This is a genomic window from Methyloligella sp. GL2 (assembly GCF_013341275.1).
Lineage (GTDB): Bacteria > Pseudomonadota > Alphaproteobacteria > Rhizobiales > Methyloligellaceae > Methyloligella.
Genome location: NZ_CP054476.1, coordinates 2779728 through 2795447 on the forward strand (window position 1 = coordinate 2779728; position 15720 = coordinate 2795447).

The window sequence follows — 15720 nt, forward strand, 5'->3', positions numbered from 1 at the left end:
ATCCTTGGTTTTGGACACGGTAGAAGACACCCATAAAGAAGCCGCGCTCGGCTACATTCTCGATGCCTGGGAAGAGGCGATCTACGACGGAATCGAGCCGGAGATGATGGCCAATGCGGCTCTGTTCGCGGCGCTTTCCGATCTGATCACGATTTACGGCGAGGACGCGGTGGCCAAGATGGCCGGCGGTCTTGCCCGGCGCATCAATCACGGCGAATTCACCTTGCGGCGCACCACCCAGTAGCGGCGCAGGAGGGCGCGGCCGGCGCCCGGGCTAAACCGGCCCGATACCGGCAAAGACTTTCACAAGCAGCACCACGCCAAAGACGAGAAGGATGCTTGCGGCGATCCGATTGATCAGCCGCAGGCGTCCTTCCGTCAGGCGATGGCGTATGGTGGCGATCAGCTCCGACAGGCCGAGCCACCAGGCAAGGCTGCCGCCCATCACCGACAGCACCACGATCATCGCCTCCCAATAGGTCTCAAGCCCGCCGACCAGCGAGCCGAGCCCGCCGAAAATGGCGAGCATGCCGAGAATCGCGCCCGGATTGGTCACGGTGAGCAGGAAGGTCTGGGGGATGATGCCCATATGGCTCGCCACGGAGGAGCGCTCGTCGGCCGGCACTTCCAGGACGGGGCGGGTCAGAAACAAGCCGACCCCGAAAATCAGGATGATGATGCCGCCGATAATCTGGATCCAGCCCGCATAGGCGATCATGATGTCGGAGACGGCGGTCATGCTGAAGGCGGCGATGGCGGCCAGCAGCCCATCGCCGAGCACCGCGCCAAGGCCGGCCGCCAGGCCGCCGCCGAAGCCGCGCGCCACGGCACGCTGGATCACGAGGACGTTGACCGGCCCGGTGGGAGCGGCCACAAGAAGGCCAATGATCAACCCGGACACCACCAGTTGGATGCCGGAGAGCACGATATGGGCACCGGCTTCCATCGCGCGTTACTTCCAGATGGGACGAGGAGTCCGGCGGCGAAAATTTCGGTCCACCGATACGGGGTGATGCATGAAACCGTTCGGAAAATCAGTGTTCGTGGCCTGCGCAGCATTGGTAGCGGCCAGTGCCATTTTTGTCTACGCCTTCGATGATCGAGCCCGCGCCGGCGAGCAGGTGCAGCCGAAATCCTCGCAAGCGCCTGCGAAAACCCAGGCCTCGCCCGCGCCATTGCCTCTACCGCCGGCAGAGACCGGCACGGCGGAAAGCGGCGCGACGCTCTACGATATCGGCGCTCTGCCGGATCCTGTGAAGAGCAAGCTGGAGCGAATCTTCATCGCCGCGCAAAGCGGGGATCTGGAAAAAATGCGCCCGGTGCTGGAATCCAACGGCGTCAAGCCGCTGGTGCGCAACGAATGGACCCACGATCCGATCGCCTATTGGAAAGAGGTTTCCGCCGACGGCAGCGGGCGGGACATCCTGGCTGCGGTGATGAATGTGTTCTCACTCGGCTTCGTGAAAACCGGCTCAGGCGAGGAGACGATCTATGTCTGGCCCTATTTCGCCAAGCGCGACCTGACCAAGCTGACCCCGGTGGAGCAGGTGGAGCTCTACCGCATCGTGCCGCCGAAGGAGGCGGCGGCGATGCTGAAGTCGGGAAAATATACCGGCTATAGCGCCGGGATCAGCGCCACCGGCATCTGGCATTACTTCCTGCGCTAGCGGAGCGGCCGCCCCTCGGCCCTACCCGGCTTTGGGCAGCGCCTCGCCGAACTCGACGGCACGCCCGCGGGGCTCGGTAATCTCGCCTTCCCACATCGCCTTATAGCCGCGAATGATGGTGCCGACGGGCCAGCCCTGCACGGTCTTGCCGGCAAACGGCGTCCAGCCGCTTTTGCTCTCGACCCATTCGTCGGAAATGGTCTCGCGGCGCTTCAGATCGCAGATGGTGAAGTCGGCGTCGTAGCCGACGGCAATGCGTCCCTTTCGGGAAATTCCGAAGATGCGCTGCGCGCCGGCGCTGGTGAGGTCGATGAAGCGGGCGAGGCTGAGGCTCCCCTGATTGACCTGGTCCAGCATCACCGGCACCAAGGTCTGCACGCCGGGCATGCCGGAGGGCGAGGCCGGATAGGGCTTCGCCTTCTCCTCCAGCGTATGCGGCGCGTGATCGGAGCCGAGCACGTCGACCACGCCCTGATCGAGGCCCCACCAGAGCACGCGCTGATGCTCGACATCGCGGATCGGCGGGTTCATCTGGGCCTTGGTGCCGAGAAGCTCGTAGGCCTCCGGCGCGGCGAGCAGCAGATGCTGCGGCGTCACCTCGACGCTGACGACATCCTTATGCAGGGCGAGAAGCTCCATCTCCGCGGCTGTGGAGACATGCAGCACATGGATACGCTTGCCGGCGATGCGCGCAGCAGAGATCAGCGCCTCGGTGGAGCTGAGAGCGGCTTCCGCATCGCGCCATTCGCTATGGCTTTTCGGATCGCCCTCGCGGCGGATATCGGCACGGTCGCGCAGGCGCCCTTCATTCTCCGAATGGAACGCGGCGCGGCGGGAGATGCGGGAGAGCAGCGCGGCCAAGGCCTCGGGGTCCTCGAGCAGGAGATCGCCGGTGGAGGAGCCGAGAAACACCTTGATGCCGGCGGCGCCCGGCAGCTTCTCCAGCATGGGAAGCAGATCGATATTGTTTTGCGTCGCGCCGACATAGAAGGCGAAGTCGCAATGCATGCGCCCGGTGGCGCGGGCGACCTTGTCTTCCAGTGCCTCCTTCGAGGTGGTGACGGGGTTGGTGTTCGGCATCTCGAACACGGCGGTGACGCCGCCCGCCACGGCAGAGCGGCTGCCGCTCGCCAGGTCTTCCTTATGCTCGCCGCCGGGCTCGCGGAAATGGCATTGGGTGTCGATCACGCCGGGAAGGATATGCAGCCCGGTCGCCTCGATGGTCTCCGTGGCCTCGCCGTCCGGAATATCGCCGATCGCGGCGATGCGCCCGCCCGCCACGGCGATATCGGCCTTGGCGCTGCCGGCGTGATTGACCACTGTGCCGTTCTTGATCAGGAGGTCGTAGCTCAAGGAAGACTTTCCTTCCGTCGGTGCGCCCTTGCGGGAGCGGAGGCGCTTCAATACATCTGGGTGCCCTTGCTAGCAGAGATGCGCGCCATGAGCCATTGTCAGAAATTGCTACTCGACGATCGGGCGGTGATCGCCGTTTCCGGGGAAGATGCGAGCCATTTCCTGCAAGGCCTCGTCACCAGCAACATCACCCATGTTTCAGACGGCACGGCCATCTATGCAGCGCTGCTGATACCGCAGGGCAAGATCCTGTTCGACTTCTTCATCGCAAGCGACGGCAAGGGCGGCTATCTGTTCGATTGCCTCGCCGAGCAGGCGGCAGAGCTCGCCAAGCGCCTCACCTTCTACAAGCTCCGCGCCAAGGTGGAGATTGCGGCACGGCCGGAGCTTCGCGTGGCCGCATTGTTCGGCGACGTGCCGGAACCGCTCGATCTTCCCGATGGCGTCATCGCCTTCCCCGATCCGCGGCTTGCGGCGCTGGGGACGCGGGTGATCCTGGACGCGGACGATTTCGCCGCGCTCCCGGGCGAGGCGGCAAGCCAAGCCGACTACGATAGCTTACGCATCGCGCACGGGGTTCCGGCCGGCGGGCAAGATTTCCAGTATGGCGGCACCTTCCCGCATGAGGCGCTGCTCGACCAGCTCGGCGGCGTCGACTTCACCAAGGGCTGCTTCATCGGCCAGGAGGTGGTCTCACGCATGGAGCATCGCGGCACGGCACGCAAACGCATCGTGCCGGTAAGCGCCGACGCGGATCTCCCGGAACCGGGCACCGAGATCAGCGCCGACGGCGCGCCGATCGGCACGCTCGGCTCGGTGAGCGGCAGGTCCGGCCTAGCGCTGATCCGGCTGGACCGGGCGGGCGATGCGATCTCCAAGGACAAGCCTCTGATGGCCGGCGATGTGGCGATCTCGCTCGCCAAACCCGATTGGGCGCGTTTCGCCATCCCGACGGAAGCGGCATGAGTGCCGGCATGAGCGAAGACGAGACGCGCTGTCCCTGGGCGGGAAACGATCCGCTCTATATCGCCTATCACGACACAGAATGGGGCGTGCCGAAGCACGATTCCCGCGCACTGTTCGAGAAGCTGGTGCTGGAGGGATTCCAGGCCGGGCTTTCCTGGATCACGATCTTGCGCAAGCGCGAGCGCTTCCGCGAGGTGTTCGACAATTTCGAAGCCGCGCAAATGGTGGATTACGGGCCCGAGAAGATCGAAGCGCTGCTGAAGGATCCCGGCATCATCCGCCATCGCGGCAAGATCGAAGCGGCGATCTCCAATGCCCGCGCCTTTCTAGAGCTCGAGCAAGGCCCCGGCTTCACCAACTTCATCTGGGACACGGTGGACGGGCAGACGGTGCAGAACGGCTTCCGCAGCATGAGCGAGATTCCGGCCGAGACCGCGCAAAGCCGCGCGCTCGCCAAGGCGCTGAAAGCGCATGGCTTCCGCTTCTGCGGTCCGGTGACAGTCTATGCCTTCATGCAAAGCGTCGGGCTGGTGAACGACCATCTGGTATCGTGCCCGCGCCACGCGGCTTGCGCCGGCCTTGCCCAGCAGGCCGGCTGATGCGAGCCGCCGATTTTGCCAAGAGAATTGAAGCTAGCCGCGGCCACGTGGATCGCGATTGCGTGGATAGGTGCGCTCTTCCTGGATCTTGCCGTCGCGTTTACGGATGCGCACAGATCCCTCTTTCACCGCTTTTTCCAGGACACCACCCTTGATCGCGTCGGCTTTGGTCTTGAACCTCTTCACGACGTCCTTGGTCGATTCGTTCTTCAGTTCCCACTTGCTGTTCGTTGAGTTGTACATCAGCGAATAGCGGGTCAGCTTGGTCTTTGCCATCTGTCATGCTCCCCTGTGACGTGAAAAGACGACCCTGCGATACTTAGTCATACTATGAACTTTAACTTCATACTTCCCCTAAGTGTTTTGGCAATGGTTGTGCAACTTGTCGAGCCCTCGATTGCCAAATGGCAGGTTACGAATGGCTAGTCTCGGCGAGAACAAGGCGCGGGCATGGCAGCGCATGCTGAGCGGGCGGCGGCTCGATCTACTCGATCCCTCGCCGCTCGATATCGAGATCACCGATATCGCCCACGGACTTGCCCGGGTGGCACGCTGGAACGGCCAGACCCATGGCGAGCATGCCTTCTCGGTGGCCGAGCACAGCATGATCGTGGAGGAGATCGTCGCGGCGCTGAATCCGGATATCGACCGGCGCTGGCGGCTGGCAGCGCTACTGCATGACGGGGCGGAATATGTGATCGGCGATCTGATCAGCCCGTTCAAGGCGGCACTCTCGTTCGATTACAAGGAGTTCGAGAACCGGCTGCTGGCGGCAATCCATATCCGCTTCGGCCTGCCGCCAAAGCCGCCGCAGAAAATCGAAGCGCTGATCAAGCGCGCCGACCGCATCGCCGCCTTCTATGAAGCGACCCGGCTGGCCGGTTTCGAGGTGGACGAGGCGAAGCGCTATTTCGGGGCGCCGCGGGGGCTCGATAGCAAGCTTGCGAACAAGCTCACCAAGCTGAAGCCGCTGCCGGCGGGCGAGGCGCAGGCGCGCTTCCTGAAACGTTTTTCAAAGCTTCATCTTTGATCAACACAAAGATGCGTAAAAGCCTTAGTGATTCGGGGATTTTGTTGCGATTCGTCCGCGATTTCGCCATGAAGCCTTGCTATGGGGACGCACACTAGGGAGTGCGTACGAGACGATGCCCAAACAAACCATTTATGTTTCTCCGCTCAGCGGCGTTGCAGGCACCGTCGCCGATGCGGGGGTGAGCCATCTCATCACGCTGATCAATAGCGAGATGCAGGTGGATACGCCGGCCAGCATCGAGCCGATGCGGCATTTGCGGCTTTCGATGAACGATATCTGCGACCCGACGCCGGGGCGTACCGCGCCTTGCGTCGATCATGTGCAGGAGCTGATCGATTTCGCCCAAAGCTGGGACCGCGAGGCGCCGCTGCTGATCCATTGCTGGGCCGGCATCAGCCGCTCCACGGCCGCCGCCTTCATCGTGCTCTGCGCGCTGAACCCGGAGCTCGACGAGCGGCGCGTTGCGCAGTCTTTGCGCCAAGCCTCCCCCACCGCCTATCCCAACCGGCGGCTGGTGGCGCTGGCCGACGAGCTGCTCAACCGCGAGGGCCGTATGCTGGCGGCGGTGGAAGCGATCGGCGATGGCGAAATCGCCGCCGAGGGCCGGGTCTTCACGCTCGACGCGCAACTCGCGGCGTAAGTTATGGCGGCCCCATCAAGCGCCGCCCGTCCCGGTCCCGACACGGCGACCGATCTCAAGATCGAAATCGGGCTGAACGCCGCCATCGTCACGGTGGCGGAGCGGCAGCCGCAAATCCTGGTGGTGCGTCCGGGCACGGTCGGTTCGGGCGAATACGATGCCCTGCCCTTCGGCCCGTTCGCGCCGCGCAATCACCGCACATTGGAAATTGGCCTGCGCGCCTGGGTGGAGGAGCAGACCGGTCTCGATCTCGGCTATGTCGAGCAGCTCTATACTTTCGGCGATCGCGGCCGCCATGCGGAGCCGGGAGATGGCGCCTCGCATATGCTGTCGGTGGGCTATCTGGCCCTGTCCCGCGGCAGCGCCGACGATCTGCGCGGGGCGCATTGGTCGCCCTGGTATGCCTATTTCCCCTGGGAAGACTGGCGCAAAGGAAAGCCCGCCATCCTCACCGACGAGATCGAGCCGCGGCTGAAGGAATGGGCCGAGCGTCCGCCGCTGCCCGGCGCACCGGCACGGGCGCTGCGCCGCCCCGACCGGCTGAAGATCGGCTTCGGCATCGGCGGCGGCTGGGACGAGGAGAAGGTGCTGGAGCGCTACGAGCTGCTCTACGAGGCCGGCCTCGTCACCGAAGCCAAGCGCGACGGGCGGAAAGCCGCCGGGCAATGGCAGGACTTGCCGGAGATCGGCCGACCGATGGCTTTCGATCACCGGCGCATTCTGGCGACCGCCATCAGCCGCCTGCGGGGCAAGCTGAAATACCGCCCGGTGGTGTTCGAACTGCTTCCGGCCGAGTTCACTCTGTACGATCTGCAGCAGACGGTGGAGGCAATCTCCGGCACGCTGCTGCATAAGCAGAATTTCCGCCGCCTGGTGGAGCATGCCGGTCTCGTGGAGCAGACCGGCAATGTCTCGACCCGCACCGGCGGCCGGCCGGCGCGGCTTTACCGCTTCCGCCGCGAAGTGGTGCTGGAGCGGCCCGCCCCGGGCTTGCGGGTGAAGCCGGCGCGGGGCTGAGCCTTAGGTCTCGCTCTTTGGCACTTTCGGCCGGTAGGGCCGATAGACCGGCTCCCAAATCTGGGCGCGGATCATTTCCTCCAGCGCATCGTCTTCGAAGGGCGGGCAAAGCCCTTCCTCCCGCGCACGCAAAGCCACCGCCTTGGCGACCTGCATGGCGACAGCGCGCAGATCGTCGACCGGCGGCAGAAGCGGCGCGCCAGGATCCTGCCAGGCCGGCGACATATTGGCGAGGGCCCGCGCGGCAGCGGCGAACATGCCGTCGCTGACCCGCCTTGCCTGCACCGCCAGCACGCCGAGCCCCAGCCCCGGGAAGACATAGGCATTGTTGGTCTGGGCGATGGGCACCTCCGCGCCGTTCCAATAGACCGGCGGGAACGGGCTGCCGGTGCCGATCACCGCGCGGCCCTCCGTCCACTGGATGAGCTCCTGGGGCGTTGCCTCGGCATGGGAGGTGGGGTTCGACAGCGGCATGATGACGGGGCGCTCGACCTTGGCGGCCATGGCGCGGATCGCTTCCTCGGTAAACAGGCCCGGCTGGCCGGAAACGCCGATCAGCACGGTGGGCTCGGCATTCTTGACGACATCGAGCAAGCCGATCCGGCCCGGCGTCTCGCACGACCAGCCGCTGACCGCCTCGGCGCTCTGCACGAAGGGCGCCTGGAACTCCAGCAGGCCGGGCATGTCTTCCACCAGCAGACCTTGCGCATCGATGGCGAAGAAGCGGCGTTTGGCCTCCGCCTCGCTGAGCCCCGCCTCCATCATCTCGCGCAGGATCAGATTGCCGATGCCGCAGCCGGCGCTGCCGGCACCGACAATGGCGATGCGCTGGTCGGCGATTTTCTGCCCCGCGGCGCCGACGGCAGCGAGCAAGGTTCCGGCGGCGACCGCCGCAGTGCCCTGGATATCGTCGTTGAAGGTAAGTAGCCGGTCGCGGTAGCGGTGCAGCAGCTTGCCGGCCTGGGCGCGGGCGAAATCCTCCCATTGCAGCAGCACGTTGGGCCAGCGCTTCTCGACCGCCGAGACGAAGCGTTCGACGAATTCCTCGTATTCGGCGCCGCGAATGCGTTTGTGGCGCCAGCCGACATAGAGCGGATCGGCCAAGCGCTCCGGATTGTCGGTGCCGACATCGAGTAGGATCGGCAGCGCGGTTCCCGGATCGAGCCCAGCAATGGCGGTATAGAGCGACAGCTTGCCGATGGGGATGCCCATGCCGCCGGCGCCCTGATCGCCTAGCCCTAAGATGCGCTCGCCGTCGCTGACCACGATGGTCTCGACATAGTCGTAGCGCGGCCGGTTCAGGATCTCTTCAATCTGGTCGCGCTGCGGCCAGCTGAGAAACAGGCCGCGGGGATAGCGCCAGTAATGGCTGAACTCCTGGCAGCCCTCGCCCACCGAGGGGGTGTAGATGGCGGGAAGAGTCTCGGCGAGATTGCGCTCCAGCAAGGCGTAGAACAGCGTCTCGTTGGTGTCCTGGAGATTGCGCAGGAAGAGATATTTCTCCAGCCCGGTCTCGAATTGGCGCAAGGCCTCGAGCCGGCGCTCCATCTGCTCGTCCAGGGTCGAGACATGGGCCGGCAACAGCCCGTGCAGACCGAACAGATTGCGCTCCTGCTCGTCGAAGGCCATGCCCTTGTTGAGCAGCGGCTCGGTCAGCAACGGCGCGCCTTCCAGATCGACCTCGATATATCCGTCCGGGGAGATTTTTCTCATGAGCGGCCTCTCGAAGATATGCCGCCGGATGACCGGCCCTGCGCGTGGCAGTTGGGCCGGGAGAAACTCTGGTCGGGACGACAATCAAGCATTGGCGGGCGGGTGCCGTTTTGCGGGCACCTAAGTCTGTTGAATGTCCGGCGGCGGGCGGGGTCTGCCCCCACGGCCGAATTCCGCATATTGAAGCAAGGGAATTACGACAATGCGGGCGCGAGAGGCCGCGTGGCCGGAGCAACGGGTGTAGCCCAATTGGCGATTCAAAGCCACGCGTTCAAGGCGCAAATCGCGAAGGCGTCTTGGCGCGCCCAACCTACGCCGGATTGTCGTGGCTTGCTGGGGCGATCGAGATGCGCCCAACACAGCCTATGAGGACATTGCGATGCAGCGCTCCAGCGCTTTCCCGACCCGGTCCGGCGGCTCCGGCACGCTGCTGGCGGTGGCCCTCCTGACAGCCGGGCTTCTCTGGATGCCCGATCCCCATAAAGGCGGCGCGATTGCGCAAACCCGGCAGATCGAGAGCGAAGCCGGCCCCATTGCCGTGGAGACCATCGCCTCCGGTCTCGACGAGCCTTGGGGATTGGCGTTTCTGCCGGACGGATCGATGCTGGTCACCGAGAAGACGGGGCAGCTCCGCCGCATCGCCAAGGACGGCACGGTTTCCGATCCGATCGCGGGCGTGCCCGAAGTCTGGACGCAAGGCCAGGGCGGGCTTTTGGGCGTAGCGCTGGATCCCGACTTCAAAGACAACAAGCTCGTCTATCTCGCCTTCTCGGAGCCGGGCGAAGGCGGCAAGGCCGGCACGGCAGTGGCGCGCGGCAAGCTTGACGGCGATACGCTCAGCGGGGTGGAGGTGATCTTCCGCCAGAGACCGAAGATCGACGGGCGCAACCATTTCGGCGGACGGCTGGCGTTTGCGCCGGACGGCACGCTGTTCGTCACCACCGGCGAGCGCTTCCAGTTCGAGCCGGCGCAGGATCTGACCAATACGCTGGGCAAGGTGGTGCGGATCAATCGGGACGGCTCAATCCCGGACGACAATCCTTTCGTCGGCGACGACACCGCGCTGCCGGAGATCTGGTCCTACGGCCACCGCAATGTCGAGGGCGCGGCGATCAACCCCGCCACCGGGGAATTGTGGACCCAGGAATTCGGCCCGCGCGGCGGCGATGAGCTGAACAAGCCGCAAGCGGGCAAGAATTACGGCTGGCCGGTGGTGAGCTGGGGCGACCATTACGACGGCGAGAAGATCCCCAACCCACCGACCCATCCGGAGTTCGAGGATGCGGTGCGCCATTGGGTGCCGGCGATCTCCGCCTCGGGGATGACCTTCTATACCGGCGATGCAATTCCCGAATGGGACGGCAATATCCTGCTCGCAGGGCTCGCCTCGCAAGCCATCATCCGCCTCTCCCTGGAGGACGATGCGGTGACCGGCGAGGAGCGGCTCGCCATGGGCGCGCGAATTCGCGATGTGGCGCAAGGACCGGATGGCGCAATTTATGTGCTGACCGATGGCGCAGGCGGCAAGCTCTTGAAATTGACTAAAATTTCCGATTCCGAAGGGTAGTAATCCACTGTTTTACCCCTCTGGAAATCGCGTCTTCCGTATCTTATAGTCTTAGAGAACACATTCTAAGGAGGGGCCGGCGGGAAGCCGCATCGGCCTCGCCGGCACAGGCCCGCATATCTTGTGCCGGTAATTTAACATCCTATATATACTCAATATGAGTATTAATAGGCAGATCAATGTGGAACGGAGATTTGAGCCCATGACGGCACCTCATCTCAACGATAGCTCGGCGGAGCTGGCCCAGCGCTACGAAGGCGCGCCGCTGCCGGATCATATGATCCCGGAGCTCGCCTTCACGCCTGAGGTGGAGCGTGCCACCGCGCATCTCTATGAGAAGGTGAAGCGGGTGATCCCGCCGATCGAGTGGCCGGGCTTTGCGCCCTACGTCAAGGCGATCAACGACTTGAAGGCGCACCGCAACGCTGTGGTGCTGGCGCATAACTACATGACGCCGGAGATCTTCCATTGCGTCGCCGACGTGGTGGGCGATTCCCTGCAGCTTGCGCGCGAGGCCTCCAAGGCCGATGCCGACGTCATCGTGCAGTGCGGCGTGCATTTCATGGCTGAGACCTCGAAGCTGCTGAACCCCGACAAGACGGTTCTGATCCCCGACAGCAATGCGGGCTGTTCGCTCGCCTCCTCGATCATCGGCGCCGATGTGCGTGCGCTGCGCGAGGCCTATCCGGGCGTGCCGATCGTCACCTATGTGAACACCTCCGCGGAGGTGAAGGCGGAATGCGATATCTGCTGCACCTCCTCCAACGCGGTGAAAGTGGTGGAATCGCTGGGCACGGACCGGGTGCTGCTGATCCCGGACGAGTATCTGGCGAAATACGTGGCGACTCAGACCGACGTGGAGATCATCACCTGGAAGGGGCATTGCGAGGTGCATGAGCGCTTCACCGCAGAAGAGCTGCGCGCCTATCGCGAGGCCGATCCGGGTGTGAAGATCATTGCCCATCCCGAATGTCCGCCGGACGTGATCAACGAGTCCGATTACACCGGCTCGACCAGCGGCATGATCCATTGGGTGCAGGACAACCAGCCCAGCAAGGTGCTGCTCGTCACCGAGTGCTCGATGAGCGACAACGTGGCGGTGGAAGCGCCGGGCGTGGAGTTCGTGCGTCCCTGCAATCTCTGCCCGCATATGAAGCGCATCACCCTGCCGAAGATCCTCGACAGTCTCATCTTCATGAAAGAGGAGGTGAGCGTGCCGGAGGACGTGGCGGAGCGCGCGCGGACCGCCGTGGAGCGGATGATCAACCTCAATCACTAAGCCTTGTCTTAAGGAGCATTCCCGTGAGCAATGCCGAACAGCGGCGGTCGGGTACCTTCGCGGCCGATGAGGGCGGGCGCATCGTCGTTATCGGTGCCGGGCTCGCCGGGGTTTTCACCGCGCTGAAGCTCGCCCCGCTTCCCGTCACCGTGGTCTGCGGCGCACCGTTCGGCGAAGGCGGCTCCTCGTTCTGGGCGCAGGCCGGCATTGCCGCCGCGGTCGGCGAAGGCGATACGCCGGAAGAGCACGCTGCCGACACGGTCGCGGCGGGCGCCGGTATCGTCAATCCGGGCATCGCCGAGCTGATGGCACGGGAGGCCCGAGCGCGGGTCGAAGAGCTGCTCGCCTATGGCGTGCCCTTCGACCGAGATACCCAAGGCCATCTGGCGCTCGGCAAGGAAGCCGCCCATCATCACAGCCGCATTTTGCATGTACAGGGCGACACGGCGGGCCTAGCGATCATGACGGCGCTGATGGAGGCGGTGCGCAAGACGCCTTCCGTCACCATCATGGATGGCTGGTCGGTCGGCGATCTGGTGATGCGCGGCCGCCATGTCTCGGGCGTGGAGCTTTGGGCCGCAGACGGATCGGGCGAACGCTGCATGCTGCCGGCCGACCGGGTGGTTCTGGCCACAGGCGGCACGGGCCAGCTCTTCTCCATCACCACCAACCCGGCGCCCTCGCGCGGCGAAGGGGTCGCGGTGGCGGCCCGGGCCGGCGCCATCATTGCCGATGCGGAGTTCGTGCAGTTTCACCCCACGGCGCTGAATGTCGGCGCCGATCCGGCGCCGCTGGCGACGGAAGCCTTGCGCGGCGAAGGCGCTCCGCTGATCGACAAGCGAGGGGTGCGTTTCATGCGCGGTGTGCATCCCGATGCGGAGCTGGCGCCGCGGGACATCGTCGCCCGTGCGGTCTACCGCGAGGTGATGAGCGGGCGCGGCGCCTATCTCGATTGCCGTTTCCTCGGACCTGAGATCGCGACGCGGTTTCCGACCGTCTATGCGGAATGCCGGGAGGCGCAGATCGATCCGGTCACCGAGCCGATCCCGGTGGCGCCGGCGGCGCATTACCATATGGGCGGCGTGCTGACGGATGCGAACGGGCGCACCAGCCTGGACGGGCTTTGGGCCTGCGGCGAGGTGGCGTCCACGGGCGTGCATGGCGCCAACCGGCTCGCCTCCAACTCGCTGCTCGAGGCGGTGGTGTTCGGTGCGCGTGTCGCCGCCGATATCAAGGCGAATGCCAACCGCATCGACCGCGTGCGGCCGGTGATGCTGGAAACCCACGACACGCTTACCGAAGACCATAAGGCCAAGCGGCTGCTCGCCCTGCGCCAGACCATGACGGCGAAGGTCGGGGTGATGCGCGAGGGCGACTCCCTGGCGGATGCGCTGCAGGTCCTCGGCGAGATGAAGGCCGAGGAGAGCGACCGTACTTTGCGCAATATGCTGACCACGGCGACGCTGATCACCGCGGCGGCTTTCGCGCGCAAGGAGAGCCGCGGCTCGCATTTCCGCAGCGACTATCCGGAGGCCGTGCCGCAGCTCGCCAAGCGGAGCTTCTTCACCTTGCGCGAGGCGGAGGCGATTGCCGCGAAGGTGGCGCCCGAAGCCGAGCCGCAGCCCGCGGTGGCCACACCGCTCCACGCTTAAGACCAAGCCGAGGCGCATCCCCCATGTCCGGCAGTTCACCTGAACTCACGCTCCCTGCGTCCCTCGTCGAAGAGACGGTGAGGACGGCGCTGGAGGAAGATCTCGGTCAGGCCGGCGACATCACCACCAACGCCATTATCCCGGCCGAGGCGGAAGGCGCGGCGGAGATCGTGGCGCGGGAGAACGGGGTGATCGCCGGGCTCGAAGTGGCCGAGCTGGCCTTTGCCCTGCTCGATCCGGAATGCGCTTTCACCTATCTCGCCGAGGACGGCGATTCGGTGTCGCCGGGAGAGGCGGTCGCGCACATCGAGGGAACCACCCGGGCGCTACTGACGGCGGAGCGGGTGGCGCTGAATTTCCTCGGGCATTTGAGCGGCATCGCCAGCCTGACCCGCCGCTTCGTCGAGGCAGTCGAGGGGACTGGCGCGATCATCGTCGACACCCGCAAGACGACGCCGCATCTGCGCGGGCTGGAGAAATACGCGGTGCGCTGCGGCGGCGGGCAGAACCACCGTTTCGGCCTCTACGACGCGGTGCTGGTGAAGGACAATCACATCGCCGCGGCCGGCGGCATCGAGCCGGCCTTGGCGCAGCTCAAATCCCGCGTCGGCCATGCGGTGAAGATCGAGGTGGAGGTGGACCGGCTGGATCAGCTGGAAGAAGCGCTCCGCTTGCCGATCGACACGGTGCTGCTCGACAATATGGACATCCCCACCCTCACCCGCGCGGTCGAGATGACCAAAGGCAAGGTCACCACCGAGGCCTCGGGCGGCGTCAATCTAGAGACGGTGCGGGGGATTGCGGAAACCGGCGTCGAGCTGATCTCGGTCGGGGCGCTTACTCACTCGCCGAAAAACCTAGACTTGGGGCTGGACTGGACGCGCTAGCGATGCTGGCCGTGGTCGAGACCATAGAGACCGGCTGAGGGCCCATGCTGTCGGCCGGGTTGGCCGGCGTGTTCTCGGCTGCCGCCTGCATCACCACGCCATGGGGCACTTGGGGCTGGGATAACTCGGATTGGGGCGTCTCGGCATCGGCGACCTGGGTTTGGGCCGCATCGTCGTCCGCCTCTTCCTCGAGCACAGCCTGAAGCAGCTCGGTGGTCGCCACGGTGGCGTTCAGATCGAGCGGCTCGTCCTCGTTGGCGGCCTGCATCAGATCGGCCGACACGACATAGGGCTCTTCCTTGCGCTTCTTATAGAAGATGTGGCTGCCGATGGTGTCGATCTTGTTCATGCTGCGAGCCCAGCGGGGGCGCACGTAATTGGCGTGGTAGAAGGTCGAATAGCCGACATCCTCTAACCAGGCCTTGCCGGAGGTCACGTCGCGGGCCAGCTTCTGCGCCAGCTCCCATTGCGGACCTTCCTTGGCATTGTCGGTCTTGCCGTCGCAGGTGAAGGAGAACTGGCAGCCCTTCTTGAACTGGCCCTGATAAACCACGCCGCAGACGGTGTCGGGGAATTTCGGGCTGCGCACGCGGTTCATGACCACCTGGGCCACGGCGAGCTGACCTTCCTGCGATTCGCCGCGGGCTTCGAAATAGATCGCAGTCGCCAGGCAGCGGCGCTCGCGCTCCTCGAATTCGGCTTCGGTCTCGCCCTTATAGGAGATGCTGCCCTTCTTCTCCTCCAGCGGCTTGTAGACTGCCCATTGCAGAAGTGCGGTGCCGTCGTAATCGGGGCCCGAGGCAAACGCGCTCTCGGACTCGGTGGGCTTCATGAAGATATTGGTGCCGCGCCCGTCGGCCAGCGCGCCTGTGAGCTTGACCGTGGTGTAGGTGTGCTTCAGCCGGTCGGCCTTGGTCTCGCGGTCGATGGCCTCTTTCTGCACCTCTTCGAGGGAGGCATCGACGCCGGCGCTGGCAAGCACCGAGGCGGCGATGGTCTGGCGGCCGGCATAGGTCGTGGTTTTGACGGTGTGGTATTTGTCGGCGCGGGGCCCCTTCTCGGCGGAATGGAACAGCTTCGCGGTCTCCGGCGAAAGCGGCTTGAGCTCGTCGGTATCGGCGAGCGCCAAGGTCAGCGGCCGATCGGAGCCGTCTCCCGACAAGAGAAGTTCGAGCTGAAAACCAATATCGTTGCCTGGAACGGCCGTCACATAGGCCAGCCCCGCAAGCGGTAGCCCCACTGCCGCACCGATCAGGCCAAGCCATACGCCCCGGCTTTTACGCCCGCATGAGCTGTCGCTCATGGTCCCTCCAGCTTCGTCCCCGTACCCCGAAGAAACCTTGAGCC

General features: G+C 64.8%; 16 protein-coding genes. 11 read left to right on the plus strand and 5 right to left on the minus strand.

All coding sequences use genetic code 11. The features are described 5' to 3' along the window. Positions 1-10: 10 nt before the first annotated feature. Positions 11-244 (plus strand): hypothetical protein, encoded by a 234-nt coding sequence (locus HT051_RS12930; RefSeq protein ID WP_246810091.1) that lies wholly within the window; start codon positions 11-13, stop codon positions 242-244. Positions 245-274: 30 nt separating this feature from the next. On the opposite strand, the gene HT051_RS12935 is transcribed toward HT051_RS12930, so the two are convergent. Further along, the gene (locus tag HT051_RS12935) at positions 275-946 is read right to left on the minus strand and encodes a LysE family transporter (protein WP_174542421.1); all 672 of its coding nucleotides are present in this window, start codon (positions 944-946) and stop codon (positions 275-277) included. 70 nt (positions 947-1016) lie between these two features. Between HT051_RS12935 and HT051_RS12940 the strand changes: the two genes are divergently transcribed. Then, positions 1017-1667, plus strand: coding sequence for a hypothetical protein (locus HT051_RS12940; protein WP_174542422.1), 651 nt, complete (start codon positions 1017-1019; stop codon positions 1665-1667). A 21-nt stretch (positions 1668-1688) separates the two neighbouring features. Here HT051_RS12940 and HT051_RS12945 read toward each other — a convergent pair whose 3' ends face one another. Then, positions 1689-3020, minus strand: coding sequence for a dihydroorotase (locus tag HT051_RS12945; RefSeq protein ID WP_246810092.1), 1332 nt, complete (start codon positions 3018-3020; stop codon positions 1689-1691). A gap of 87 nt (positions 3021-3107) precedes the next feature. Between HT051_RS12945 and HT051_RS12950 the strand changes: the two genes are divergently transcribed. Continuing rightward, positions 3108-3986, plus strand: coding sequence for a folate-binding protein YgfZ (locus tag HT051_RS12950; RefSeq protein ID WP_174542424.1), 879 nt, complete (start codon positions 3108-3110; stop codon positions 3984-3986). A gap of 8 nt (positions 3987-3994) precedes the next feature. Continuing rightward, entirely contained in the window at positions 3995-4585 is a 591-nt protein-coding gene (locus HT051_RS12955) for a DNA-3-methyladenine glycosylase I (protein WP_246810093.1), read from the plus strand. Between the two features lie 33 nt (positions 4586-4618). Here the strand turns inward: HT051_RS12955 and HT051_RS12960 are convergent, their stop codons facing one another. Beyond that, positions 4619-4861 (minus strand): DUF2188 domain-containing protein, encoded by a 243-nt coding sequence (locus HT051_RS12960; protein WP_208454322.1) that lies wholly within the window; start codon positions 4859-4861, stop codon positions 4619-4621. Between the two features lie 142 nt (positions 4862-5003). Between HT051_RS12960 and HT051_RS12965 the strand changes: the two genes are divergently transcribed. From HT051_RS12965 to HT051_RS12975, 3 genes are all read left to right on the plus strand, one after another. After that, complete coding sequence (locus HT051_RS12965) at positions 5004-5615, plus strand: HD family hydrolase (protein ID WP_174542426.1); 612 nt, start codon at positions 5004-5006, stop codon at positions 5613-5615. Positions 5616-5730: 115 nt separating this feature from the next. Beyond that, positions 5731-6258, plus strand: coding sequence for a tyrosine phosphatase family protein (locus tag HT051_RS12970; protein ID WP_174542427.1), 528 nt, complete (start codon positions 5731-5733; stop codon positions 6256-6258). Between the two features lie 3 nt (positions 6259-6261). Beyond that, positions 6262-7275 carry an NAD regulator gene (locus HT051_RS12975; protein WP_174542428.1) on the plus strand — a complete coding sequence of 338 codons (1014 nt, stop codon included), beginning with the start codon at positions 6262-6264 and terminating at the stop codon, positions 7273-7275. A 3-nt stretch (positions 7276-7278) separates the two neighbouring features. On the opposite strand, the gene HT051_RS12980 is transcribed toward HT051_RS12975, so the two are convergent. Beyond that, positions 7279-8988, minus strand: coding sequence for an NAD-dependent malic enzyme (locus HT051_RS12980; protein ID WP_174542429.1), 1710 nt, complete (start codon positions 8986-8988; stop codon positions 7279-7281). A gap of 379 nt (positions 8989-9367) precedes the next feature. Between HT051_RS12980 and HT051_RS12985 the strand changes: the two genes are divergently transcribed. The 4 genes from HT051_RS12985 (at position 9368) to nadC (ending at position 14373) form a co-directional block, all read left to right on the plus strand. Then, positions 9368-10555: a PQQ-dependent sugar dehydrogenase gene (locus HT051_RS12985; protein ID WP_246810094.1), complete on the plus strand. Its 1188-nt coding sequence runs from the start codon at positions 9368-9370 to the stop codon at positions 10553-10555. A gap of 202 nt (positions 10556-10757) precedes the next feature. Next, the gene (nadA, locus tag HT051_RS12990; protein WP_208454323.1) at positions 10758-11834 is read left to right on the plus strand and encodes a quinolinate synthase NadA; all 1077 of its coding nucleotides are present in this window, start codon (positions 10758-10760) and stop codon (positions 11832-11834) included. Positions 11835-11857: 23 nt separating this feature from the next. Beyond that, the gene (locus HT051_RS12995) at positions 11858-13486 is read left to right on the plus strand and encodes an L-aspartate oxidase (protein WP_174542432.1); all 1629 of its coding nucleotides are present in this window, start codon (positions 11858-11860) and stop codon (positions 13484-13486) included. A 23-nt stretch (positions 13487-13509) separates the two neighbouring features. Continuing rightward, complete coding sequence (gene nadC, locus HT051_RS13000; RefSeq protein ID WP_174542433.1) at positions 13510-14373, plus strand: carboxylating nicotinate-nucleotide diphosphorylase; 864 nt, start codon at positions 13510-13512, stop codon at positions 14371-14373. Here nadC and HT051_RS13005 read toward each other — a convergent pair. Further along, entirely contained in the window at positions 14324-15676 is a 1353-nt protein-coding gene (locus HT051_RS13005; RefSeq protein WP_174542434.1) for a cell wall hydrolase, read from the minus strand. The two genes, nadC and HT051_RS13005, sit on opposite strands and share 50 nt — an antisense overlap. Positions 15677-15720: the final 44 nt, after the last annotated feature.

What these genes read in the sequence shown, in the direction of transcription:
- HT051_RS12935 (WP_174542421.1), bottom strand. Translation starts at nt 946, where the DNA reads ATGGAAGCCGGTGCCCATATCGTGCTCTCCGGCATCCAACTGGTGGTG.
- HT051_RS13005 (WP_174542434.1), bottom strand. Translation starts at nt 15,676, where the DNA reads ATGAGCGACAGCTCATGCGGGCGTAAAAGCCGGGGCGTATGGCTTGGC.
- HT051_RS12965 (WP_174542426.1), top strand. Translation starts at nt 5,004, where the DNA reads ATGGCTAGTCTCGGCGAGAACAAGGCGCGGGCATGGCAGCGCATGCTG.
- nadC (WP_174542433.1), top strand. Translation starts at nt 13,510, where the DNA reads ATGTCCGGCAGTTCACCTGAACTCACGCTCCCTGCGTCCCTCGTCGAA.
- HT051_RS12960 (WP_208454322.1), bottom strand. Translation starts at nt 4,861, where the DNA reads ATGGCAAAGACCAAGCTGACCCGCTATTCGCTGATGTACAACTCAACG.
- nadA (WP_208454323.1), top strand. Translation starts at nt 10,758, where the DNA reads ATGACGGCACCTCATCTCAACGATAGCTCGGCGGAGCTGGCCCAGCGC.
- HT051_RS12940 (WP_174542422.1), top strand. Translation starts at nt 1,017, where the DNA reads ATGAAACCGTTCGGAAAATCAGTGTTCGTGGCCTGCGCAGCATTGGTA.
- HT051_RS12985 (WP_246810094.1), top strand. Translation starts at nt 9,368, where the DNA reads ATGCAGCGCTCCAGCGCTTTCCCGACCCGGTCCGGCGGCTCCGGCACG.
- HT051_RS12980 (WP_174542429.1), bottom strand. Translation starts at nt 8,988, where the DNA reads ATGAGAAAAATCTCCCCGGACGGATATATCGAGGTCGATCTGGAAGGC.
- HT051_RS12950 (WP_174542424.1), top strand. Translation starts at nt 3,108, where the DNA reads ATGAGCCATTGTCAGAAATTGCTACTCGACGATCGGGCGGTGATCGCC.
- HT051_RS12955 (WP_246810093.1), top strand. Translation starts at nt 3,995, where the DNA reads ATGAGCGAAGACGAGACGCGCTGTCCCTGGGCGGGAAACGATCCGCTC.
- HT051_RS12975 (WP_174542428.1), top strand. Translation starts at nt 6,262, where the DNA reads ATGGCGGCCCCATCAAGCGCCGCCCGTCCCGGTCCCGACACGGCGACC.
- HT051_RS12970 (WP_174542427.1), top strand. Translation starts at nt 5,731, where the DNA reads ATGCCCAAACAAACCATTTATGTTTCTCCGCTCAGCGGCGTTGCAGGC.